Genomic DNA, 25,332 nt, shown 5'->3' on the forward strand with positions numbered 1-25,332 from the left:
AAGTCTCTGTCTAAGCTAATAATACAAAGAGGATCCTCCGCAGCTCTACCTGCATGAAGGATCCTCTGAAACCATAACCGTGAATTAAATCAAATCTGATTGTTGTAGTAATCTTTGAATGATAGCCGCAACTTCCGCTCTCGTAATAAAGGCTTTTGGCGCGAGTACATTTCCGCTTCTACCAGTGATAATTCCTGCTTGCAGAGTATCTGCAATGCCACTCTTAGCCCATCCCGATGCTTCAATCGCATCCGTGTAAGAATGCAGCAGCTCACTCGCTTCTATGGAAGGAAGCTTAGCTTTCAAATCGGTAATAATCATAGCTTTAGCAATCATACTCATCGCCTGTTCGCGAGTAATTTTGTCTGTTGGACGGAAAGCTCCATCTTCAAAACCATTGATTAGTTTATAGGAGTAAGCTGTCTGTACCGCATCATTATACCAATCTGAGATCTTTACATCTGTAAAGGTTGTAGTGCCGCTCTCTAACTTCAATCCCAATCCACGAACGATAATAGCTGCAAATTCTGCACGTGTAATTTCCTGACTAGGGTTGAACAACTCGTTGCCGATACCATTAATAACCTTACGTGATGCCATTTCATTAACAATATCCTTAGCCCAATGGGTGGTGACATCCTTGAAGCTCTGCGGATCTTGAACTATGAAATACGTACTGTTCGTTAAACTGTGTATTCTCGCATAACCTTTACCATCAATAACAACGATCTGCGTCGGTACATGACGGAACGTGCCTCCCGCTTCAAATACTAGTCCAGTTGTGATCTTCTTCAGGTCTACGCCATCCGCAAGAGGAATCGTTCTTTCTACATAAGTATTAAACTGAGTGACTTCAATAGTTTTCCCAGCGTAAGTAACCTTCACTGTGAAATCTAATGGCTGAGCTACCAGCGTTAGCCCTTCCTTTCCTGACAACATTTCTATCCTTTTCAGTACATCCGCAGTAGGAACAGAAATTGAAATTTGCACTTTCATATCTTTTAGAGCAATGCCTGTGCCAAACTGTTCTGAAATAGCACTGATATCAATCTGTGCTGCTGACAACGTATAAGTTCCTTTTGGAGTACGAATGATTAACTGTGCCTGTTTTTGCTCCATATTCTTGATAATTTGACCATTTAGCTCTCCAATGATCACATCTGAGGTAGCAGTTACAGGAATAGTTATAATTGCATTCTGACCTTCCTTGTCGATACGTTGCTCTATTTTCGCCTGATCCACAACAATCGTTGTAATCGTCTGTCCATTTTGCTCAGACACCGTTGCTGTTCCGGCATTTTCAACCTTACCGTTCACCAATACCTCAACGATATTACTTGATGGTGTTGGTGTTGCAGTTACATTTGGAGCCGTTGTTGATGTTGATGTTGGTGTTTGTGGTGTAGGTGTAGGTGTAATCTCAACCTCCGTTGATGACTTCGGTGTCACGGAGTTCGAAACTTCAGAGGCTACACTACTACCAGCGCTATTAATCGCTTTAACTGAAAACGAATAAGTTGTTCCATTCGCTAGACCTGTTACCGTTATTGGACTTGTTGCCCCAACCGTTACGATATTACCCGGAGAAGCAGTAACCTCATAATTCGTAATTGGGGTTCCCCCGTTCGAATCAGGAACTGCAAATGTTACAGTAGCCTCGCCATCTCCGGCTACTGCTATTAAGTCCGTAGGTGCAGATGGTGATGTTCTTGGTTTCGTGCTAACTTCGTTAGAAGCTGCACTCTCCCCTCCCGGATTAGATGCCTTAACTACGAAATAATAGGATTCGCCATTGGTTAGCCCTGTCACATCATAGTTATATACCGATTCGCTCACCGTAGCTACTTTCGTCTCGTAGATTCCAGAAGAAATCCCCTGGTAGATAGTGTATCCTATTGCACCCTTCACCGGATCCCATGTTAAGCCGATGAGGCCATTACTTGCCACAGGTGAATGAAGGATTGGCGCACCTGGTGCTGGAACCTGAGGCGTTCTAGTTACTTCATTGGAAGCTGGACTGATACCCTCAGGATTAACAGCCTTAACAATAAAATAATAAGCAGTTCCATTAATTAACCCGACAGCATCATAACTGTTCTCAGAGCCACTTATAGTAGCTACCTCAGCTGCATAAACACCTGAAGCTGTAGACTGATATACAGCGTAACTATCGGTACCATATACGGGACTCCAAGTAATACGAATATGTCCGTTCCCTGCCGTCACAGTCTCAATACTTGGCGCAGCAAGTTCAGGCCAGGTAAGGTCAATAACTGCACTAGTAATCTGTGCAAGATTCGTCGCATCAAACGCCAGCTGTGCTCCGGTAATTCCCGCTGCATTCGTAGCTCCCAGATCGGTAAACGTGACGATACCCGCTACTGCGGTCCGCGTCATATTCCCCGTCAGTGTCCAGCTTCCTGCATCCTTCTTCGAAACACTAACAACTGTACTGTTATCGCTCGTATTCACGTTACCGAACTGATCCAGCAGCGTAATGACTGGCTGCTGAGCGAAGCTGCCGCCATTCGTCTGCGGCGCACTCACCCCTGTAGTCAGCTTCATCGTCGCTGTGCTGCCTGCAACTGAAATTATGTTCAGCGCTGTTGCCGCTGGCGATGCTACGCCTGCTTGGCTGAACACCACAGCTTGCGCTCCGGCTCTGTTCAGCTTCAGGTTCACCTGAGCTACACCTTCAACGAAACTTACGTTGATTTTACTAGGTGATGCCTCCAAAGCAGTCCCCCCAAAACTTCCGTACGTTCCGTCCGGTGCAGCACCATAACCCGCTACCGTCACTTCTTTGGTTCCGGTGAATGTTGTATCTGTATCGCCCAGCGAGTTCTTCACTGTCAAAGTGATCGCATTATCCACACCTACAACAGGGGTTAAAGTCGCCGCTGTTGCGGTGAGGCTTTGTGCTCCCTGTGGCTGTGGAAGATTCACTGCAACGCTGGTGATCTGTGCAAGATTCGTCGCATCAAACGCCAGCTGTGCTCCGGTAATTCCAGCTGCATTCGTAGCTCCCAGATCGGTAAACGTGACGATACCCGCTACTGCGGTCCGCGTCATATTCCCCGTCAGCGTCCAGCTTCCTGCATCCTTCTTCGAAACACTAACAACTGTACTGTTATCGCTCGTATTCACGTTACCGAACTGATCCAGCAGCGTAATGACTGGCTGCTGAGCGAAGCTGCCGCCATTCGTCTGCGGCGCACTTACCCCTGTGGTCAGCTTCATCGTCGCTGTGCTGCCTGCAACTGAAATTATGTTCAGCGCTGTTGCCGCTGGCGATGCTACGCCTGCTTGGCTGAACAACACAGCTTGCGCTCCGGCTTTGTTCAGCTTCAGGTTCACCTGAGCTACACCTTCAACGAAACTTACGTTGATTTTGCTCGGTGATGCCGCCAAAGCGGTCCCCCCAAAACTTCCGTACGTTCCGTCTGGTGCAGCACCATAACCCGCTACCGTCACTTCTTTGGTTCCGGTGAATGTTGTATCTATATCGCCCAGCGAGTTCTTCACTGTCAAAGTGATCGCATTATCCACACCTACAACAGGGGTTAAAGTCGCCGCTGTTGCGGTGAGGCTTTGTGCTCCCTGTGGCTGTGGAAGATTCACTGCAACGCTGGTGATTTGTGCAAGATTAGTAGCATCAAACGCCAGCTGTGCTCCGGTAATTCCCGCTGCATTCGTAGCTCCCAGATCGGTAAACGTGACGATACCCGCTACTGCGGTCCGCGTCATATTCCCCGTCAGCGTCCAGCTTCCTGCATCCTTCTTCGAAACACTAACAACTGTACTGTTATCGCTCGTATTCACGTTACCGAACTGATCCAGCAGCGTAATCACTGGCTGCTGAGCGAAGCTGCCGCCATTCGTCTGCGGCGCACTTACCCCTGTGGTCAGCTTCATCGTCGCTGTGCTGCCTGCAACTGAAATTATGTTCAGCGCTGTTGCCGCTGGCGATGCTACGCCTGCTTGGCTGAACACCACAGCTTGCGCTCCGGCTTTGTTCAGCTTCAGGTTCACCTGAGCTACACCTTCAACGAAACTTACGTTGATTTTGCTAGGTGATGCCGCCAAAGCGGTCCCCCCAAAACTTCCGTACGTTCCGTCTGGTGCAGCACCATAACCCGCTACCGTTACTTCTTTAGTTCCGGTGAACATTGTATCTGTATCGCCCAGCGAATTCTTCACTGTCAAAGTGATCGCATTATCCACACCTACAACAGGGGTTAAAGTCGCCGCTGTTGCGGTGAGGCTGTATGCTAGAGTAGGTCCTAGGTTTAAGGTCATTTTGGTAAAATGATCTCCCACGACCTTAAAATTATTACCATCATAAATGATGCCATTAAGATTAGAGGTAAGATCTGATGTTTCCTGAGTCCACGTGGATCCATCTGCCGAAGTGAATAACTCACCTTTTAATCCAACAGCCAGAAAACTCCCATTACCAAAGCTGATATTATTTAATGCATCAGCTGATATTGTAACCTTCGTAAAAGTTACCAAATCTTCTGTGGTTAGAATTACCGCCTGCTGGCTAAGTGTATCTTCTCCAACCAGAATATAAGCTCTACCATCATAGGCAATTCCCTTTAAAGAGGTATTTGGAAAACCAATCTCTAAGGGCGTACCCCACTGTACACCATCTGATGATTTTGCTATAACAACATTATCGGGCTCATAGGTACTAGGATTGTAATTCATCCCGAGAGCTACAAATTGATTATTCAAGTAGGTTACTGTATTAAACACATAATCCCCGTTCTTAAATCGCTCTGTCCATGCGTTTCCATTTACTGAAGAGTAAATTCCACCATAATCAGAAACAGCAACGTATTGATTTGCGCCAAAAGCGACACCGCTTAAATTGTCCTGCACACCGCTATCTGTCACCGTCCAAGTATCACCGTTAGTCGAGGTAACCACTTTGGCATTAAGATTGTAGTTTTCTTTATTTGTAACCGCAATAAACTTCCCTGCTCCATACGTGACCGCATTCATTCCCGGCAGCTTTGAGGAAGTGACATCATTCCATACTGCGGAGCTATTAGATTTGTAGATAGAACCATATTCCCCGGATGAGACGGCAATATAATTACCATCACCATCCTTAGCAATACTTTTCAGATTGCCGCTGACATTACTCCACGCCGATAGGTCAGAAGAAACCAGCAATCCGCTGCCCCCTGAGGCAACATATTTGCCATTTCCGTAAACCATATTGTTCACCATCATTGTTGTATGGGTATCCGAAGATGTCCACTGGGTGCTGTCCAACGGAGCCGCAGCAGATTTATAAATTACCCCTTGTCCATATACCAAATAGCTCCCATTTAAAGAAGCCCCCCCATAAAATTGCTTATTATCCCATGAAGCATCAACGGTCCAGTTAGCGCCGTCTGTAGAGGTAAATACTTTTTTAGCAAAAGGAGTCACGATATAACTAAAAAAACGATCCTTTAAATACATTACATTCGTAACAAAAGGCCAATTCGAATTATAGTGGTCGATCACTAGATTGGTTAAGGTAACCGTTGTCCAGTTGATCAGATCTGTTGAGGTGTAATAGACTGCATTGTTAGCAGAGACTACGTATTTGTTCTGTCCGTAAGCAATATCCGTTAACATTTGCATACCGAATATTGTATTGGTAGAAGTAATTCTTGTATCTGTCCAGACAACGCCATCCGAGGATTGCAGAAGAGTTACATCATAAGAAGGTGGATTGGTACCATTTTTATATACTGACTGCCATACAAAGAATTTTCCATTAACCGCTTTCAGTCTTTCCGGAGTGATCGATAACGTAGTTTTGGTCCAGCTTTCACCATCGGCTGACTTATATACTGCCTTTTCACTGCCATCGATAGCTAAGAACAGCCCATTAGCGAACACGATTGAGTTAAGCTTGGGACTTCCCACCTTTTTAGAGATAGACCAATCCACACCATTCGTTGAAGTAGATATTCCTCCTTGGCCCACCGCAACAAAAATACCATTGCCAAATGCAACACTGTTCAAATCTCCAGCTGATGTGGAACTTTGATCAATGATATTGCTATTGCTGGGTGCTGCATCTGTTACTCCAGGCATAAATAGAGAACTTACGATAGAAAATACTAAACTTATTGCTAATAAAAGATTGCCACTCCGCTTAAACACAAGTTTCCCCCTTTGGCATTACACCATAATATAAATCAACAGTTCCACCATATGGAAATTGAATGTCTTTTCTAAGCTTTTTAGCCATTTGGTTTGTTTTTTATATCGGTATAATCCGAGAGAATTATTATGAATTTAACATTAAATTTTGATTAAAAATGAAGAATCTTTTTATCGCGCACATGTGATTTCCATGACTTTACAAATGAGAAAAAAACCTATTAAATATCAGGTCTTCATCCTGTATTCAATAGGTTTTTTATGAGAATGCACATAGCTTCTTATATTTTATTGTTAAAGAGAAATCGCTGCTTCTAATGCAACTTCCATCATGCTGTTGAAAGAATTTTGTCTTTCTTCGGCCGTGGTTACCGCATGAGTCACTAATGAATCTGAAATAGTAAGAATACATGCCGCTTGTTTACCTAATACTTTCGCATTATGGAACAATGCATAGCTCTCCATTTCTACACATACACAGCCATGTTCATTGTAAAATTCATTGTGGCCGGGCACGTTGTCTTCATGGTAGAATACATCGCTTGAATGAATTCTCGCCGTTAAAATTGGCTTGTTAATACGTTTAGCTGCTTCTTCAATGACTTCGTTCAATTCTTTACTTGGCAGCTGCACGTCTCCTTCTACACCACTTTGCACATAGGCGTATGTAGATTCACTCCAGGCACTATCTGCCAGTACCACATCAAATAAATTCAATTTATCTGTGTAGGCACCTGCACTACCGATACGAATGATGTTTTCCACACCATAATTTTTGTATAGTTCATAAGAATAAATACCGATACTTGGCATTCCCATTCCCGAACCCATTACTGACACTTCTTTACCTTTGTAAGTGCCTGTATATCCAAACATATTCCGTACCGTATTAAATTGGGTTGGATTTTCCAAATAGGTTTCTGCGATATACTTCGCTCTTAACGGATCTCCTGGCATTAATACTGTTTTGGCGATTTCACCATTTTGTGCTGCATTGTGCGGTGTCGACATAATTTATTCCTCCTAAGTTTGTTACTCAACTACTATCTTACTATACCATCCATGAATTTAAATATACGTTTAAAATATTCTTTTGTTATAATTTATTCGCAATTCATTTAGTTTCTGGAACATTATTTTGATTTCCTCCATCTTCTCTATCGAATTATCATTTGGTTCGTAATCCCCTTGATTTTATTTGCTCATTGGCGCATAAAAAAGCCCCCACTTTGTGAAAAGTGAGGGCTTTGGATCTTTGCTTTTATTAACCGTATCGATTAGTTACGGATCAGATAATCAAATGCACCTAAAGCTGCAGTTGCACCAGATCCCATCGAAATGATGATTTGTTTATAAGCACTATTAGTGCAATCGCCAGCAGCAAATACTCCTGGTACGTTTGTGGCACCATGGCTATCTACAACGATTTCGCCAACGCGAGTACGTTCAACCATGTCACCTAACCAATCTGTATTCGGAACCAGACCGATCTGTACAAATACACCTTGCAATTCGATATGGTGAGTTTCTTCTGTTGCGCGATCGATATAAGAAATACCATTTACCTTATCAGTTCCGGTAATTTCTTTCGTTTGCACGTTCTTAAGCACAGTAACATTAGGAAGGCTGTAGAGACGGTCTTGCAGTACAGCATCTGCTTTGAGCTCTGGAGCAAATTCCAGAACCGTGACATGCTTCACTATACCCGCAAGGTCAATAGCTGCCTCAATTCCTGAATTACCGCCGCCGACAACGGCAACATCTTTGCCTGCAAATAAAGGACCATCACAGTGTGGGCAGTAGGCTACACCTTTATTCTTGAATTCAGCTTCACCAGGCACACCCATATTGCGCCAACGAGCACCTGTCGATAGAATGACCGTCTTACTCTTTAGAACAGCACCATTCTCGAGTTCAACTTCAATTAATTCATTCTTATCTAAACGTGTAGCACGTTGTAATTTCATCACATCAATGCCGTACTCTTTCACTTGCTCTTCGAGTTTAGCCACTAGCTGAGGACCTTCAATGTAATTCACACTGATAAAGTTCTCAATACCAAGTGTGTCGTTAACCTGTCCGCCTAAACGTTCAGCAACAATACCTGTGCGAATCCCTTTACGTGCCGCATATATTGCTGCACTTGCGCCTGCTGGACCACCACCAACAACAAGCACGTCGTACGGTGCTTTGTTGTCAAACTCTGATGCATCCACAGTACTACCCATTTTAGCTAGAATTTCTTCAACCGTCATACGACCACTTTCGAAAAATTCACCGTTAAGGTAAACGCTTGGAACAGACATAATTTCTTTGCGCTCTACCTCTTCTTTGAACACTCCGCCGTCAATCATCGTATGGGTAATGCCGGGATTAAAGATACTCATTAGGTTCAGTGCTTGTACAACATCAGGGCAATTATGACAGCTTAGGCTGACATAAGTTTCAAACTTATATTCGCCACTAATGCCTTTGATCTGATCAATAACACTTTGCTCAACCTTAGGCGCTCTTCCGCTAACCTGCAATAGAGCCAATACTAATGAAGTAAACTCATGTCCAAGCGGAGTTCCAGCAAAGGTTACGCCCGTATCTTCACCTACACGATTTACGCTAAAGCTTGGGGTTCTAGGGAGTTCGGTTTTTTCTACCGTAATCCTAGCTGACATTTTGGCAATTTCATCAACCAGCGCTTCCATCTCTTGCGATGCTTCGTCAGTGCCTGCACTGATTTTCAGTACTACGTCGCCTTCCAAGAGTTCTAGGTATTGCGCAAGTTGAACTTTTATTTCTTGATCTAATTTCATTAGCTTTCGCTCCTTAAATCTTACCTACAAGATCCAGACTTGGTTTAAGAGTTTCTGCACCTTCAGACCATTTCGCTGGGCATACTTCACCTGGATGATTGCGTACATATTGTGCTGCTTTGATTTTGTTAACAAGTGCACTAGCATCGCGACCAATACCACCAGCATTAATCTCAACGGTTTGGATAATACCGTCTGGATCAATGATGAATGTACCACGATCAGCAAGACCGTCAGCTTCGATCAATACATCAAAGTTGCGGGAAATCACATGAGAAGGATCGCCGATCATGATGTATTTTACCTTGCCAATAGCTGCGGAGCTTTCATGCCATGCTTTATGTGTAAAGTGAGTATCTGTGGAAACGGAATATACTTCAACACCCAATTGTTTCAGGGTTTCATATTGGTTTTGCAAATCTTCAAGTTCAGTTGGGCATACGAATGTAAAGTCAGCTGGGTAGAAGCAAACTACACTCCATTTACCTTTAAAGTTTTCTTCTGATACATCGATGAATTTCCCATCTTGAAATGCGCTTGCTTTGAAGGGTAGGACTTCTGTTCCGATTAGTGACATATTATTTAAATCTCCTTTAAGTTTTATTTTTTGTGAGCACAATATTCAAATCTGCAAACATCACATATCTGAATACTATTTGTAATTATTATAATTAACCAAATTAAGGCCTGTCAAGTTATTTATAATAATTCTAATATGATAATCGTTGTCAGTCGCTAAATGTTCATAAATTATCATACTTATGAGCTAGTATGGGTTAGTTTTTACGTTTTATGTAGAGCAATTTCTACAATTCAAAGTCATCTGCTATAGAATTAATAATAGTTAAGGATTCCTTTGCTGCCTTTTGGTTAGAAGATCGATTTCCATGATATGTAATTAATGATTTCCATAAAGCCCATCCTCTTGCTCTGTTCCAAGTCCCTTCATCCATCTGTAATACATCCTTGAATACCTTTCTGTTATCCTTATCAAAAAAGTTCCAAGCCATTGCCGCATCACAAGCAGGATCGCCTACCCCCAAGATTCCAAAATCAATAACGGCGCAAATCCTCCCATTCTCAACCAAAATATTCGCTGACGCAATATCACCATGAACCCAAACCGGCTGCGAATTCCGCTTAGAATCTAATGCCGTCTCCCAAATTTTTTTCAACTTACCTTCATTAAAAATATCTTTATTCTGTTCCAGTGCGTGTCTAGACTCTTCATCATATACAGCTAAAGATCCACCTCTATAGAAATTATGCGCTCCTGCTAAAGGTCCTCCACTAGCCTCAATAGATTGTAATTCGATTAAAAATGCTCCTAAATCTCTAGCGACTTGATTAAGATCATTAATATTTTGATACGTTAATGTTTCACCCTCTACCCACTTATTGATAGACCAAGGCCATGGATATGTTTCACTAGGCTCCCCTTTAGCTAATGGTGTTGAAATCGGTAGTGTGAGTTCTTTAGCTAAAATGGGCAACCATCGTTGTTCTTTCTCCACTTGTGGAGCGTAAGCTGCCGCACTGGGTAACCTCACGCTCATATGCTCGCCTAAATGAAACGTTCGATTATCATGCCCACTGCATTTTACCGGTCTAATCTCTAAACTGGACCATGCGGGAAATTGTTCATTTATTAATCTCGCAACTAAATCAACGGTAATTGTATTCATAAAACCCTCCCTATCCTAAGTTTTACTAGCCAATTTCGTAAGAGACATCTAATATTATGTTAGTCTTACTAGTATCTACTTGCAATCTCTGCATTTAGATCAGCCACAAAAGGGACAAGCTAAGAAAGAAGCAGTTGAAAGGTTTTTTAACATAATATAATTACGAGGAAGAGGGGTGTTCCTTAATGACAAATAGCAAAACGAATCCTAAGGTAGACGGATTTTTAAGGAAAGTAAAACAGTGGCAGGAAGAATACGAGATGTTGAGAAATATCGTCCTTGACTGTGAATTAACCGAAGATTTTAAGTGGATGCATCCTTGTTATACGTTAGAGAACAAAAACATAGTCTTAATCCATGGATTTAAAGAATATATTGCGCTGCTGTTTCATAAAGGTGTCTTATTAAAGGATACCCATGGGATTCTGATTCAACAAACGGAGAATGTTCAAGCAGCACGCCAGATTCGGTTCGCCAATGTTCAAGAGATCCTAGAAAAAGAAAATATCATAAAAGACTATATCTATGAAGCCATCGAAGTTGAAAAAGCTGGCTTGGAAGTAGAATTTAAAAAGAACACGGATTTCATCATTCCTGATGAATTTCAAAATAAACTCGATGAAATGCCTGCCTTGAAAACTGCTTTCGAAGCTTTGACGCCTGGACGACAAAGAGCCTATCTTCATCATTTTTCTGAACCCAAGCAGTCCAAAACTCGAGTCTCTAGGGTTGAAAAATGGATGCCGCAAATTCTAGATGGAAAAGGATTAAATGATTAATGTTATAGGAAGAAGCAACCTTAGAACGGTGGGAAAACCGAACTGAGGCTGCTTCTTCTCTTTTTTACTAAGACAGATTTATTCTATTTCAGGTAGGTTCCTGTTACTCCAATTCCACCGCTACCGTTCAATACATAGACTCTCGCATTTCCTTTTCCGGAGCATACCAGTGTGATTGTGCCGTTAGTAACGGTTTTGGTATCGCCAGTCACCGCATCCACGTAAGTTCCATTCGGAATTCCGGTAAATGTCGCATTTCCTGAGATCGTAACTAATGCAAAGCTATCAATACCACTGGTGCTGTCGGTGTATCTTCTTTTAAATGCCAAATCACCGGATACATTTTCTGTGGAATATTGACCTTTTTGCAAGGCTGGAACAGCTCTTCTGATTAAATTAAGCTGTCTGATATGTTTGGCCAACGGATAGTTCAATGAATCGGCAAGTGTGCCGGTTGCGTTTGTATATTTACCGTAGTCCTGAACCGTAACGCTACCCTCGATATGATCTCCGAAGTAAGCGCGCCCTGTTGAGCTGAGCGGAGCATTTGGACCTACATCGATGACTGAACCTTTTTTAAATTCAATTTCTGAACCATAATAGATCGCAGGGATTCCTCGGAAGGTGAACATCAGGGAGAGATTCTCAGCCCAAGTATCTTGTGTTCCTGCAAACCGTTGATTCTCTGGTGCTTGGTCAGGTGCATAGTCATGAGAATCAACATAAGTTACATTCCAGGTCGCATCGTTATAGAATTGATCACCGCTCCTCATACTGAAGGCTTCCTGTGCTGTCTTGAACGCCCAATGCATTGGAAAATCAATGACATCCATACCGGATTTCATCGAATAATCAGGCGCATGATAATTATTGCCGAGTAAAAATGCATTGTTCGAGGTTGGCTGTCCTGTTGTAGTAGAGTTATCCGCCCACTCTTGTTCCACTGACAGCTTATTGGAAGCGTAGTCATTTTGTCCATCACCCGGATAGGCTTTCGAGCTTTTCCATGTATAGAATGGCGTCGATATTGCCGGGATTCCACTGTTCCACACATCTCTGTACCGAGTAGCTACTTCCCCAAAGACAAAGAAGTTGGAGCCCCCTCTTGTTTTCCAAGCAGGAACAAAGTATTTGTTAAAAATATACCGGCTAACATGCTTCACAGTATCGACCCGGAAAGCATCAACACCCATGTCGATATATTGATTATAGCTGTCAATTAGGTACTGATTCACTACAGGGTTCTCTGTGTTCAAGTCTACGGCATCTCCTGCAATCTGTCCTGTCTGCACGGTATAAGATTCCCAGGAAAGACTTTTTTCGGTATGGTACATGTTATTGTTGGTGTCCGCATTTTTCATGATGGCGAGTCTTGCCTGATATTGTTGATCAGGGGTCATCGTATCGTAGTTGGCTGGCAGTTTATCCGTAATTTTGATCATATTATTCACGGTGTCGGCTGCGGCTGGATCTTTTTTGAACATAGGTAACAGATTCTCTTCCCCAAAATTACCGGTATGATTCACGACAATATCCTGAATGACCTTTATCCCTTTGGCATGAGCCGCATTGATTAATTCCTGATAAGAGGCTCCCGCTGATTCGTACCTTGGATCTACTTTGGAAAAATTAATCGCATGGTAGCCATGATAATCATACCCGCTGGCATTCTGCACCACTGGTGTAATCCAAATCGCACTGAATCCGAGCGCTTTGATGTAGTCGAGCTTTTGGATCAATCCCTTAAAATCCCCTCTCCAAGCTGGGTCTGAATCCGGATTCCCCGCCTTAGCATCATCCCATGAATGCACATTGTTACTCGGATCACCATCATAGAATCGTGAAGTAATTACGAAATAAATGGTGTCTTCGCGGAAATCGCCTTTATTTCCAATCGTGTAGACGAAGCTCTGTTTCGTTTCATTTCCCGCACCGTCGACGACTAGGAATTTCAGTGTTGTCGTCTTATTAATGAGGATGGACGGTCCTGCCAGAGCCGTTAAAGCATTTCCTGAGATGTAGACTTTTGAGTTAGCCGTTGGTTCCGTACCATTATCCGTGTAATATGCGGTGGTGGTTGCCGCTTTGTTATCTTTTATATTAAAAGATACGGTTACTGCAGAGCTTGAATTTCCAACAGGTAAATTCGCTGTAATCGTTGGCGCTTGCAGGTCGAGATTTAGGTCAATAACATAAGCAAAAGTGCCTACGCTGCCTGCTTGACCTAAGGAGTTCACACCAAAAGCCTTGATAGTCATAGTAGAGACTACTTGGATTGGAGTCGTGTATAAGGTAGAAGATGTCGTAGGTGTCGACCCGTCTGTTGTATAGTAGATTTTATCGCTGCTACTGAGACTGGAAAGCTTCACGGTTTGAGCAGAATCATATGTCTTAGGCGTAGGAGAGACTGAAATCACAGGGATCTTCGGAATTTCTGGATTTGCGTCATACCACACATTATCCGAAGAATACCAGCCCTCTTTTACACTGCGGGACAAGTCGGCGGTCTGTTTGCCGTTGCCATCATTAAAGATAAGGCTTGTGCCAGAGGCGTTGGCAATAGTATAGCTGTACCAGTCATTCCCATCCGATTTCATCAGAATTCCTGGCCAAGCTCCGCTTGTTGGAACCGTCGTCGGACTCAGATTCCAGTAATGGATTCGGATCGTTGAGCTCCAGCTTGCTGGTTTCTTAAAATGAACCGTTAAGCCAGCCGAAGTTGGCGTTGGTGCAGGTGTTACGGTTGGTTTTGGTGTAGGTGTTGCGGTAGGTGTTACGGTTGGCGTTGGTGTAAGAGATGCGCTAGGTGTTGCGGTAGGAGTCACTGTTGGCGTTGATGTTGGCGTTGATGTTGGTGTTGCGATAGGTGTTGGTGTAGGAGTCACTGTTGGCGTTGATGTTGGTGCTGCGGTAGGTGTTGGTGTAGGAGTCACTGTTGGCGTTGATGTTGGTGCTGCGGTAGAAGTTGGTGTTGCTGTGGCTGAAAGAGTTAGATAGTCGATATTGATATTCCCAGTATCATCCGAGTCATATTTGTAGGCGATTGAATTATTGCCTGCCTGTAAAGAGAGCGTTTCAGGTTGGTCACCCCATGCATCCCAGCTTGCCAAATTCGCTAAAGTGGTCTGCTTTACCTTTACACCATTTACATAAATGGAAACGATCTTAGCACTGCCAGACCCATTGGCGTAGTGGAGCGTGGCATTATAGGTACCAGTCGCGGAGGATTGAACACTAAAGGTGGTTGTTGCTCCTATGGTTGTGTATCCATCCACAAAACCGGTGCCAGTATATCCGGTGTGATTCGTATTTATTTTGGCGCCACCTGACAAGGCTGCGTTCTCAGCTTCGTATTTCCCAGCAACCGGGACAACAACCGTCCAGTTCTTCCCTCCGTTGCTATCCCAACTATCTGTCGGGGCCGTAATATGATAACAATAAATGAGTGTGGCGCCTTCCTGAACATTGAGGTTGGCCGTAAATGTGGTTCCATTTTTAGTCATAACCGTATCGGCAATATCCGTCCAGTTATTCGTGGTCCAATGCAGTGTTACAGCAGATGCTGTGGAGTTCGTGTAGGAGACTGTATAATCAGTATTGCTGGCTGAAGCCCCGCCGGATAAACCAAATAAACTAAAAATAAGCGAAAAAATAATCAACCAAGAAACAAACCGCCTAGATTGTTGTCTTCCCAAGTAAATAACCTCCTCATTATTTAGGTGCAACCACTTGTGCAACCACTTGTGCAAACGTTTGCAAAAATAAGAAAAAAAGAGACTTTCTAACTTATCAAATCCCTCCTTCAAAGAAAGTATGGAGAAACTTCATTGTATGCGTTTACAATTAGACCTTTTGAGAAATCCTCAAGTTCCAAATCACTCCATATCAAATGAATTTTCCCTGTTTTTGATTATAGGCTCCAACCTTTTCCAGGTCAATGCATCTTTTAGGCTAAAAACATAAAAATTTTAAAGTCTAGATATAGAAATACAATCGTTTTCATTCATCAGTTGTTCAAACATATCAAAATCTTAGACTACCGCTATTTATAGAACTAGGCTAATTATATCGTCGCTGATGAGGAAGAAGCTGCTTGGTCAGCTTTTACACAATCAATTGCAACAACTAACGCAATCATGATTGCCTCCATCTCCTCATTTAGTATTTGAACCTTGTAGCTATCGCCCCAAGTAAACCACTCCTTGTTCACTTTACCTATGACTACACCGTACTGCAAGACCTGAAAATCCATGTCCCACCAGTTACCATGTACCTCAATGTCAGCCGCATGAATCGTATAGCGCGCTTTAAAGAAAGTAAACTCTTTCTTAATCGTTAACACCTCTCGACCATTGACCTCAACAAAAAACTTCGGTAAAAAACTAAATATCTTCTTCGTAATAAGTCCGACTTCATCTCTTGTGGTATTCATAATGGAGAACGTCTTTGGTATTTGCATAAAACTGCCCTCTACATAATAGACATCCTGCTCCTGCTGATTCTTTACCGTAAATTTACCACTTAGACTAAATACCTTCTGCTTTATATAAAGTTGCTTCATTCCAATGCCTCCTTCGATATAAGCATATTATTAAAGCGCAGTACTTCCGAAATCAGTTCTCGGGATCATGTACTTTAGTCACCCATCCGTGTTTGGGATGGTTCTAAAACTTCCGTTTATGATACGGAAGACCCACGCCTTCTTCACAATACTGTTTAAGACTGTACAAAAAAATAGCCCAGTTATAATTACATAGGCGATAAAATGCGGTTACATTCTCCCAATTCATCTGACGAAAAATGATTGAAGTCTTCCCGTTTTTTTCCTCTAAATTAAAAGAAATTGTCGTACCTATCCATTCTGGATCTGAATCAACACATTGCCACAAAATCTTTTTATCGGTAACAAGCTCATCAACTCGCATCTTTGTTAAGCCTTTGCCTCCGAATCGGAACTCGTTTATACAACCGATCTGATCATAGACTATTAGTTCATTTGTCCATATTTCTGAAAGTCCTTTTGCAGTGGTTAGTGCTTTATATACCGTTGAAGCCGGAACATTCACGGTCTGCAAGTGCTCGATATTTGCCATATAGTGCATTCCCCTTTTTCATAAGGATTTAATTTATGTAATTATTTGTATGCGAATATTATACCATGGTACGGTTGATTTGATTGCTTAGTCCATAACCTTTGTTAATTTTTTACCATTTGAAAACAAAACATCGATTATGATTTTTTTCATGTGGTATATCAGGATTCCAATCCACAGCAAAGGATTCATCACCGAGTTGTTTCATGTTATCTGCTCCTTATAGTTTCCCGCCGATTTCTTATAACGTCTTATTCACGAAATTACTGAATTATACTGCCTTTTACTTCAATAAAACGGCAGCTGATCCTCTGATCGGCTGCCTTCTTGTTGCGATTGAACTATCGTGTCCCGTTAGCGTAATGGATGATTGTTATTTTCGCTACGGATAACACGGAAATCACTCGCTTTATATCCGTCTGTATTAGCTTTGAAAGTAATTTGAACTATATCCGAGTTAGAATCTTGTGTCATAACTTTCCCTTCAAGTATGAACTCTTGTTGAAGATAAGAATCCGATTTCCTGATTGGTATGATATGAGCGCCGCCGATGAGATAGTTATTACCATATTCTTTTTCAAGTACGCTCATAATTTTAAGACGAAGTTCAAAAATAAGGATCTCATCCAAGCACTCCCGTTGAATGTCGACGTTATATTTAGTTGATGACTCCTCATCGTAAGCTTCAGCACAATCCATTACTGTAAAGTTGGTGACCCCTATTATCAAAATCAAAATTAGACCTCTCCACCACATGAGAAATAACCCCCGTCTATTTTTGGTTATTTTCCCCCAATCGATTATTAAACTATCCTACCCGTTGGCATAACATTAACATAGCATACTGATACATAGGTTCTATCCATCAAATGAATATAGAAGAATCAATTAGTGAAGGACGATTCTATAAAAAAATGGAGCTACATATTAGTTATCTAATACGTAACTCCACTTATTATCATTAGCTTCTATTAGTAGAATCTCAAGCAATGGTCTCCATTAAAAATTCGATCACCGGGTAAGAGATCATATGCCGATCACGGTAAATCGAAGTAATTGCCTCTGGCTGTGTGCTAAGGACACCCTTTTGTAGAATGGCTGCTTGAAAACCTCTTTCTTGTGCACCGTTAATAGTAAAGGTTACGCAATGTTCTGCGGCGAAGCCCGCAACGATGATGAATTCAACACCATGTTCACGTAGCAGTTGTTCCAAATCCGTTTTCCAAAAAGCATTAGAGAATTCTTTCGCCATCTGGATATCCGTGGGTGCAACTGTAATTTCCGGTATAATATTCCTAGCTTCTGGATCCGTATCTGTATTCGCCCCTTCCATGTCTTGTATATGGATAACGATTTGGTCCTTCGCACGAAGTAACCCAGACACATGATTAATATATTCACAAGCCTCACTTACATTTAATCTCTCCATATGATCGTGTAAGAAAAGGTTTTGCATATCAATAATTAGGAATCCGATTTTTATTTTGAACTACCCCTCTCAGAACAAATATAGTTTCTATATTAATCTGGATGTAGATTCAGCTCAAGGGAATAAATGAATTAGACGATTTTGTACAATAGCATCATATGTTACGCCACGCCTCTTCATTTAGTTCGTTATTAATGCCGACCCCAGCTAAGGAGCCCATAGAAGCGGCAATAATGGCTTGATGAAGATGTGTTGTTGCATCACCGGCACTATAAACGCCTGGAACGTTCGTTTTACCGAGATTATCGATGATTACTGTTCCTGTTTCTGTGAATTCACAACCAAGGGCTTGTGGCAAATCCGACCCGATCATAAGCTTCGGTCTAAAAAATATCCCCGTACATACTATGCTAATACCATCCTTCAACACAACTTGCTGCACCATGCCATTGTCAGATTCGATCGACTGAATCGGTGAGTCATAGACAGGAATGTTATGTTGATTTAGCTCTTCGCGTTGTGCATCCGTCAAGTCATCAGATCCATTAGTACATATGGTTATCTTTTTCGTCCAACCAGATAATACTCGGGCCATATGCGTTGCATCGGCTCCCTTAACAATTACGACAAGAGGCTGATCTCTTAGTTCCCATCCATCACAATAGGGGCAGATAAAGGCGCTTTTACCATATACGTCTGTGAGTCCCTTAATATCCAACGGGAGGTCTTTCATCCCTATGGCGAAGAGCACCTTTTTACTTTGAAAGGTCTGACCCTGAACCGTCTTAATATGAAAATCACCATCGGTTCCCGTAATCGATATGGCGGTATCTTCCGCAAAAGTAACGGAGTGATAGGCACTAATCTGCTCCTTCGCAATTCTCCTGAATTCGCTTGGACTTATAGAATCTCTAGTAAGAAAGCCATGCGTTTCTCGAGTCACCCTATTACGTGCGCGACCTTCATCAATCACAACCACACTTTTTCTTGCCCTGCCTAGCACCAGAGCAGCATTTAGACCTGCCGGTCCTCCACCGATAATTACACAATCATGAGTCATCCTAATTCTCCCTTTCGCTTTCAATTTATATTAAAGATATTAGAGACTTACGTTATCCATTATGGATTTAAAAAAAGAACACTCCATAATCAGGAATATTACACTCGACTCTTTAATTAAAGACTTTATGAATCTATAATAACTTCAATAAATCTAAAAGGCAAGGATTTTTCTATTTAATCATTGCCCTCTTGGAATCCCAGCTAGATTACCGCAAAAGTGTAGTAGCCCATAAAAACAGCTTGTTGTCAGGATTAACAAATCCCTTTTTATTTTTATCTAATGTCGATATTTGTTTCATTTCCTCATCAGATAAACTAAAATCAAAAATTTCCAGATTCGCCTTTAATCTTGCAGGATTAACCGATTTGGGAATAACTCCAACATTGCGCTCAATGTTCCACCTTAACATAACTTGAGCCGTTGTTTTACCGTGTCTTTCAGCAATGCTTGTTAATATAGGGTTATCGAATAAATCTTTATTTCCATGTCCAAAAGGACTCCACGCTACATGTTGGATATTCTTATTCACCATATAATTATGCAAATCGGGCTGCTGTAAAAACGGATTCGTATGAATTTGATTTACAGCAGGGACTATTGAGCCATGCTTCAATACATCACTCAGGTGCATTTGTTCAAAGTTAGACACACCAATGGCTCTAATTTTACCCTCTTTGTACAATTCCTCTAATATCAACCAGCTCTCAACATATTTTGGAGATGGCCAATGGATCAAATAAAGATCTATATAATCTGTCCCCAGTTTTTTCAAACTCATTTCAAAAGCCTGTTTCGTTCTTTTACCATGATCTGAATTCCACAGCTTTGTTGTAATAAATATATCCTTTCGATTTACACCTGATTTTTTAATTGTACTTGCAACAAGTTCCTCATTATGATAAAAAGCGGCGGTATCAATATGCCTATATCCATTTCTCAATGCCCAAATGATTGCATCTTCGTGTTCATTTTTCATTTGGTATACACCCAATCCGACTTTCGGTAACAAAACTCCATTATTTAACAAGTAATTTTCCAAAGAATAATCCTCCCATACACTATTATTTTATATCAGCAGAGTCAGTCGATTCTGATAGCATTCCAGCAGCTTCGTTCTATTCCTTGAATAAGCTCTGGTGTCTCAATTATTTTTCCATGTTGAATTTCTTTGAAGAAGCTAACAAATGCGCCATAAACAATACAGATTAATGCATTTGAAGGAAGCGAGCTGAACACCTCTCTCTCTTTGCCACTTTCTATGATTGCGACTAAAAAATTCATAAATCCATCAAACACGCTCCGGCTCTTCTCATTTAAATAATATGACTCTGCATGTGAATCTATAAATAACAGCGCGTATATATTGCTTTTTGCAAATCCGACCATTTGATAAAACACATGGCGAAATTGCTCACGAATTTCATTTGAGTTTGGAAAATCAGTTTTAATGGTCTCTGAAAACTCCATCACTACTTTTTGAAACAATGAATTAACTAGTGACTCTTTACTTTCAAAATATCGATAAATTGTTCCCGCTCCTACTTTTGCCGCTTCCGCAATCATTGGAACAGTCGTTCCATCATAACCTCTTTCTGCAAATAATTTTAAAGCCGCTTTATAAATTTCCTCTTCCTTGTTTGTAGACAATAAGAACACCTCTCCTTCTTGCGGAATGAATATTCATTCCTCTTCACAATAAAACTCCTTTATAAAAAAAGCAATCAAAATATTAGAATTTTTTTCCTATAATTTAAAGATGAAAAGACAAATAAGGATGTCTCTGAAGTATTTGCTTCAAGACATCCTTAAGTACAATTTCATAATAAGCCCTATCAATAAGGGATGCTGTACTTTCAATTAGAGCACTACCGGCCGGATTCTGCCGTCTTCCTCATAATGAAGCTCCGTAAATTTCATACTGCGTTTATGGTCCACACCGCCAGACAGCGATGCGTCATGATAGAACAAATACCATTTCTCGTTAAATTCCACAATAGAATGATGGGTCGTCCAGCCAATGACTGGATTCAGGATCGTTCCTTGGAAGACAAAGGGTCCGCAAGGCTTGTCACTCACCGCATAGACGATCTTATGGGTTGTGCCAGTAGAGTATGAGAGATAGTATTTCCCTTTATACTTGTGCATCCATGGACCCTCGAAGTATCTCCTGTCTTCATCACCCGCAAGGATTAATTTCCCTTCTTCATCAATAATGGTGATCTCCTGAGGATCAGATTTGAATGTCAGCATGTCTTCACTCAGCTCACCCACCCAAGGACCGTAAGCCGGTTCCTCTGGGCCCTTTTCTACCGCATCTTGTTGAAAAATACCGTCTTGCCACTTTTCTAATTGTCCGCCCCATAAGCCTCCAAAATACATGTAGCCTCTTTCGTCCTCGTCCACGAATACGGCTGGATCAATGCTGAAGCTCCCTTTGATATAGCTTTCTTCAGCCTGGAAAGGACCAGACGGAGAAGTTGACGTAGCCACTCCGATACGGAAAATCCCCTCCTTGTCACGGGCCGGAAAAAACAAATAATACGTCCCCTGCCGGTACGCGGCATCGGGCGCCCACATTTGCTTCGAAGCCCAAGGCACATCCCGAAGATGAAGTGCCTCTCCGTGATCTACACAGGGAGATGTAGGATCTTCCAAGGAAAACACATGATAATCTTCCATTGCATACTGGTCACCATTATCATTCGTAGGTCCATCATGGTCGATATCATGGGATGGGTAAATATACAGCTTGCCCTCAAATACATGAGCGGAGGGATCGGCTGTATAGAGATGGGTAACTAACGGTTCATTTTTTGTGGCCATAATAGGACTCTCCTCCTGATTGAGATTACTTATTTGAAGCCAGAAGCCAATGTTATTCTTTGACGCCACCAAGCGCTACGCCGGCGATAATATATCTGGATAACAAGAAGTAAACCACAAAGAGCGGTAAAGCCGTCAAAGCCAGACCCATATAGATCGAGCCGAACTCCGTTTTGTAGATATCACCTCGGAGCAAGCTGACCATGATTGGCATAGTATATTTCTCCTTCTGTGTCAGCAATATCAGCGGCATGAACAGGTTGTTCCAGTTAGCCACAAAGGCAAAAATGGCCTGTGTTGCAACTGCCGGCATCATCAGCGGTAAGATAATCCGGTTGAAAGTGAAGAATTCACCTGACCCATCTACGCGCGCAGCTTCCACGATCTCTATTGACAGAGTTGCGAGCAAGTATTGGCGCATGAAGAACACCACCGCCGGCGCAGCAATTGCTGGTAGAATCAGCGGGAGAAAATTATTGGTCCAATGTAATTTATACATGAACTGATAGAATCCGATGGCGCTTGCCTGGGAAGGAATCATCATCACGCACATGATGAAGGTAAAGAATGGCCCCCGTAGCTTCCAGCTGTAAGTCACCAGCCCATAGGCCGCCAAAGACGAGAAATAGACCGTGCAGAGGGTTGCAGAACTGGCGATAATGAATGAATTCATGAAACCTTGAAGCGGATCAAAGCTCTTGTCGAGCAGTACTCGCAGATTGCTCATCATGTGGCTCGAAGGAAGCAGTGAAAGACCGCCTTGGATTTCCGGTGTAGAGCGCGTGGCATTTACAAACATGATCCAAAACGGCAGGATACTGAGCACCGCCAAAGAGATGCAAACCACATAGATAATCGTCTTGTTGATCTTTCGGTTAACGGTCCCGCTTTTCTGATTATTTGCCATGTGTTACGCCTCCCTCACGGGCTGCTGCAGCAGCTTTTCTGTACTTTTGTTTTTGTATTTTTTTAAGTCTTGATGCATCGCGGTCACGCATCACGTAGAACAGAATTCCAGCCAATATTGCTGAAATCAAGAACATGATCATGCTCGCTGCTGCAGCACGATTGTACATATAGCTGCCCTTGAATGCTTGCCCGTAGATAAACATAGACGTGGTAAGCGTAGAATCGTCCGGACCGCCTGCAAGAAATAATTGCGGAATATCGAACATGGTCAAACCGCCCACCATCGATGTAATCAGTGTGAACAGCAATATCGTACGCAGACTCGGCAGTGTGATTCGGAAGAAGGTTTGAAAACCATTCGCCCCGTCAATCGCTGCGGACTCGAAGAGGGCAGGATTTATACCCATAACGCCAGCGATCAGGACGATCATGGTGTTGCCGTACCACATCCAAAACTGGATGAATGCGACAATGCCCCGCGCTGTCGTCTTATCCTGCAGGAAGAACACCGGAGCGTCTGTCCATCCCAACATTTGAAACAAACTGTTTACAGGACCCATCGGGTAGGCGAATAAAGTGCTGAACAACACGGCAATCGTACTAGCAGTAATGATATTAGGCATATAGAGCAGAACCTTGAACAAGCCTTGTCCCTTTATGTTTAGACGCTTATTCGTGAACCATGCAGTTAGCAAGAGCGCGAGAAGCATCTGGGGAACGAAGTTAGTAATCCAGAGTAAGCCGGTGTTGAATAAAGACTTCCGGAACGAGGGATTATCAAAGAGAAGATCTTTGAAGTTCTGAAAAGGATTATCAAGGATATGGATCGGTTTGGGTATGATTCCTTTCATATCGGTGAATCCAATAACTGCGGTATATAAAATGGGATACAGTGAAAAAATCAGAAATGCAAGAACAAATGGAAAGGTAAAAATATAACCGTATTTCGCATAGTTCACATTTTTGCGGCGCATGCTCTCACCTCTTTAGTTGATATGAAGGGGCGGGATTACTCCCCCGCCCCTCCGAATCCTTCTTATTCGCTTTCAATGCCAAGTTGGTCTTTGACTTGTTGCTTAAAGGTTTCGATCGCTTTGGCACGGTCCTTGTTGCCTGCGGTGTATTCGCGTACTTGATCACGCCAGAGCTTGTTAATTGTTTCGTCGTACTGGGTCAAGTTCTTACCTGAAGCGTTAGCATTGGCCGGTACAAACACGTCGAACATGTTCTGGCCGCCGAGCAGCGGAACTTCGCCATTTGATTTGGACATGACAACGGAGGATGCAACGCTATCCTTCGTTCCTTGCTCGCCTTCCTTCATAGTACCGTTAGCCCAGTAATATTGAAGGCCCGTTTCAGAGGTATCGAGTGTAACCCACTTCACAAAGTCCGCAACAGCCTGTTTCTTAGCATCGTCCTTGGTGACGTCTTTGTTGGCAAGCAGCCAAGTACCGCCCCAGAAGAAACCTGTTGTTGGTTCAGATACAGCCCAGTCGCCATTCGTGTCTTTTACTTGACCGTTCATCACATAGTTGATGAGCCAAGCAGGACCGAAGAATCCGAAGATCGGTTGAGCGCCGGCACCGGACATATCCGCATACCATGCTTCCGTCCAGTCTGTCGTATCATTGTGATAACCATTGTCTTTCAGCTTTTTAGAAAGATCCAGGAACTCTTCACGCTTTGGATCGATATGAAGCTTGCCATCAACAATCCAGCCCTTGTCAGAACTGTTCTCGATCGGGTGCCAGATATCGCCGTCGCCAGAAACGATGCCATATCCTTTAGCTTTCAGCTTCGCGGCTGCATCGTAGAATTTATCCCAGCCTGGTCCAATTTCATTTTTGATGGTGGCTGGATCGTCTGTTCCAAAAACATCCTTCGCAATAGAGCGGCGATAGATAAAGGCACCGCCAGTTGCTTGATAGCCGAGGGCTTTTAATTTTCCATCTAAACTGCCGATATCAACCGAGTATTGCGCGATGCCAGCGTCCTTAACCATTTGGTCATCAAGACCCATATCAGAATAGTTGGCTGCATAGCTGGATGCATCGCCTTGGGTATACTTAAGCACGAATGCTGATTCTGCTGCATAAATGTCAGGGGCATCTTTACCTCCCGCTGACAGAGCCTGATCAAGAGCAGGCTGATAAGCGCCGTCAGTGGTAGCGATAACTGTAGTTTTGAACTCTACATTCGCATCAGGATGGGTTTCCATATACTTCTTGGTCATGTTAGGAATCTCGTCCGTAAAGCTCCAGAGATTGATAGTGACTTTCTCACCTGTTCCTTTTGATGGAGCTTCGGTAGCGTTTGCTGCTGGTGCAGTCGTTTGACTTGGGCTAGATGAGTTAGAATTTGAGTTCCCACCACATGCTGCGAGAGCAGATGACATCACAAGCAATGTAGAGATCCCCACTAAACTACGTTTCATACTTTTCATATCTTTGCCTCCCCTTTTGTATTATTACTTCGGTTTTTTGTAACCGCATACATAATTATAGATCCTGCAATCCTTAAGCATAAGGACACCCTCTTTAGGAAAACTTCCACTATTTTTAGATTCAGTTCTA

18 protein-coding genes are annotated in these 25,332 nt (G+C 42.6%); 1 reads left to right on the forward strand and 17 read right to left on the reverse strand.

Going from position 1 to position 25,332, the window contains the following annotated elements:
* Positions 1-84: 84 nt before the first annotated feature.
* The 5 genes from M2444_RS21180 to M2444_RS21200 form a co-directional block, all read right to left on the reverse strand.
* The gene (locus tag M2444_RS21180) at positions 85-6,171 is read right to left on the reverse strand and encodes an S-layer homology domain-containing protein (protein WP_280787957.1); all 6,087 of its coding nucleotides are present in this window, start codon (positions 6,169-6,171) and stop codon (positions 85-87) included.
* A 294-nt stretch (positions 6,172-6,465) separates the two neighbouring features.
* Positions 6,466-7,182 (reverse strand): purine-nucleoside phosphorylase, encoded by a 717-nt coding sequence (gene deoD / locus M2444_RS21185; protein ID WP_094874689.1) that lies wholly within the window; start codon positions 7,180-7,182, stop codon positions 6,466-6,468.
* A 266-nt stretch (positions 7,183-7,448) separates the two neighbouring features.
* Positions 7,449-8,978 carry an alkyl hydroperoxide reductase subunit F gene (gene ahpF / locus M2444_RS21190; RefSeq protein ID WP_094878846.1) on the reverse strand — a complete coding sequence of 510 codons (1,530 nt, stop codon included), beginning with the start codon at positions 8,976-8,978 and terminating at the stop codon, positions 7,449-7,451.
* Between the two features lie 13 nt (positions 8,979-8,991).
* Positions 8,992-9,555 (reverse strand): alkyl hydroperoxide reductase subunit C, encoded by a 564-nt coding sequence (ahpC, locus tag M2444_RS21195; protein ID WP_042192019.1) that lies wholly within the window; start codon positions 9,553-9,555, stop codon positions 8,992-8,994.
* A 229-nt stretch (positions 9,556-9,784) separates the two neighbouring features.
* Positions 9,785-10,663: an aminoglycoside phosphotransferase family protein gene (locus tag M2444_RS21200; RefSeq protein WP_094878847.1), complete on the reverse strand. Its 879-nt coding sequence runs from the start codon at positions 10,661-10,663 to the stop codon at positions 9,785-9,787.
* 185 nt (positions 10,664-10,848) lie between these two features.
* Here M2444_RS21200 and M2444_RS21205 point away from each other — a divergent pair, with 185 nt between their 5' ends.
* The gene (locus tag M2444_RS21205) at positions 10,849-11,442 is read left to right on the forward strand and encodes a YdeI/OmpD-associated family protein (RefSeq protein WP_094878848.1); all 594 of its coding nucleotides are present in this window, start codon (positions 10,849-10,851) and stop codon (positions 11,440-11,442) included.
* A gap of 83 nt (positions 11,443-11,525) precedes the next feature.
* Here M2444_RS21205 and M2444_RS21210 read toward each other — a convergent pair whose 3' ends face one another.
* The 12 genes from M2444_RS21210 to M2444_RS21265 form a co-directional block, all read right to left on the reverse strand.
* Complete coding sequence (locus tag M2444_RS21210) at positions 11,526-15,137, reverse strand: alpha-amylase family glycosyl hydrolase (protein ID WP_280787958.1); 3,612 nt, start codon at positions 15,135-15,137, stop codon at positions 11,526-11,528.
* Positions 15,138-15,505: 368 nt separating this feature from the next.
* The gene (locus M2444_RS21215) at positions 15,506-16,003 is read right to left on the reverse strand and encodes an LURP-one-related/scramblase family protein (RefSeq protein WP_280787959.1); all 498 of its coding nucleotides are present in this window, start codon (positions 16,001-16,003) and stop codon (positions 15,506-15,508) included.
* Positions 16,004-16,106: 103 nt separating this feature from the next.
* On the reverse strand, positions 16,107-16,535 hold the full coding sequence (locus M2444_RS21220) for an SRPBCC family protein (RefSeq protein WP_094871718.1): 429 nt from the start codon (positions 16,533-16,535) through the stop codon (positions 16,107-16,109).
* 354 nt (positions 16,536-16,889) lie between these two features.
* Positions 16,890-17,291, reverse strand: a complete 402-nt coding sequence (locus M2444_RS21225; protein WP_280787960.1) for a hypothetical protein — start codon at positions 17,289-17,291, stop codon at positions 16,890-16,892.
* A 226-nt stretch (positions 17,292-17,517) separates the two neighbouring features.
* A complete protein-coding gene (locus M2444_RS21230; protein WP_280788003.1) occupies positions 17,518-18,018 on the reverse strand; it encodes a cysteine hydrolase family protein in 501 nt (166 codons plus the stop codon).
* 100 nt (positions 18,019-18,118) lie between these two features.
* Complete coding sequence (locus tag M2444_RS21235; protein WP_280787961.1) at positions 18,119-19,024, reverse strand: NAD(P)/FAD-dependent oxidoreductase; 906 nt, start codon at positions 19,022-19,024, stop codon at positions 18,119-18,121.
* Positions 19,025-19,232: 208 nt separating this feature from the next.
* On the reverse strand, positions 19,233-20,066 hold the full coding sequence (locus M2444_RS21240) for an aldo/keto reductase (protein WP_094876667.1): 834 nt from the start codon (positions 20,064-20,066) through the stop codon (positions 19,233-19,235).
* Between the two features lie 41 nt (positions 20,067-20,107).
* The gene (locus M2444_RS21245) at positions 20,108-20,674 is read right to left on the reverse strand and encodes a TetR/AcrR family transcriptional regulator (RefSeq protein WP_094871726.1); all 567 of its coding nucleotides are present in this window, start codon (positions 20,672-20,674) and stop codon (positions 20,108-20,110) included.
* 210 nt (positions 20,675-20,884) lie between these two features.
* Entirely contained in the window at positions 20,885-21,850 is a 966-nt protein-coding gene (locus M2444_RS21250; protein WP_280787962.1) for a glycoside hydrolase family 43 protein, read from the reverse strand.
* 52 nt (positions 21,851-21,902) lie between these two features.
* On the reverse strand, positions 21,903-22,757 hold the full coding sequence (locus M2444_RS21255) for a carbohydrate ABC transporter permease (RefSeq protein ID WP_094871729.1): 855 nt from the start codon (positions 22,755-22,757) through the stop codon (positions 21,903-21,905).
* Complete coding sequence (locus tag M2444_RS21260) at positions 22,747-23,733, reverse strand: carbohydrate ABC transporter permease (RefSeq protein ID WP_094876669.1); 987 nt, start codon at positions 23,731-23,733, stop codon at positions 22,747-22,749. The genes M2444_RS21255 and M2444_RS21260 overlap by 11 nt, the downstream gene beginning before the upstream one ends.
* Positions 23,734-23,795: 62 nt before the next feature.
* Positions 23,796-25,202: an ABC transporter substrate-binding protein gene (locus tag M2444_RS21265; RefSeq protein WP_094871732.1), complete on the reverse strand. Its 1,407-nt coding sequence runs from the start codon at positions 25,200-25,202 to the stop codon at positions 23,796-23,798.
* Between the last annotated feature and the right edge of the window lie 130 nt (positions 25,203-25,332).

Source organism: Paenibacillus sp. PastF-3 (genome assembly GCF_029893135.1).
In the GTDB taxonomy this organism is placed as follows: Bacteria; Bacillota; Bacilli; order Paenibacillales; family Paenibacillaceae; genus Paenibacillus_AQ; species Paenibacillus_AQ nitricinens.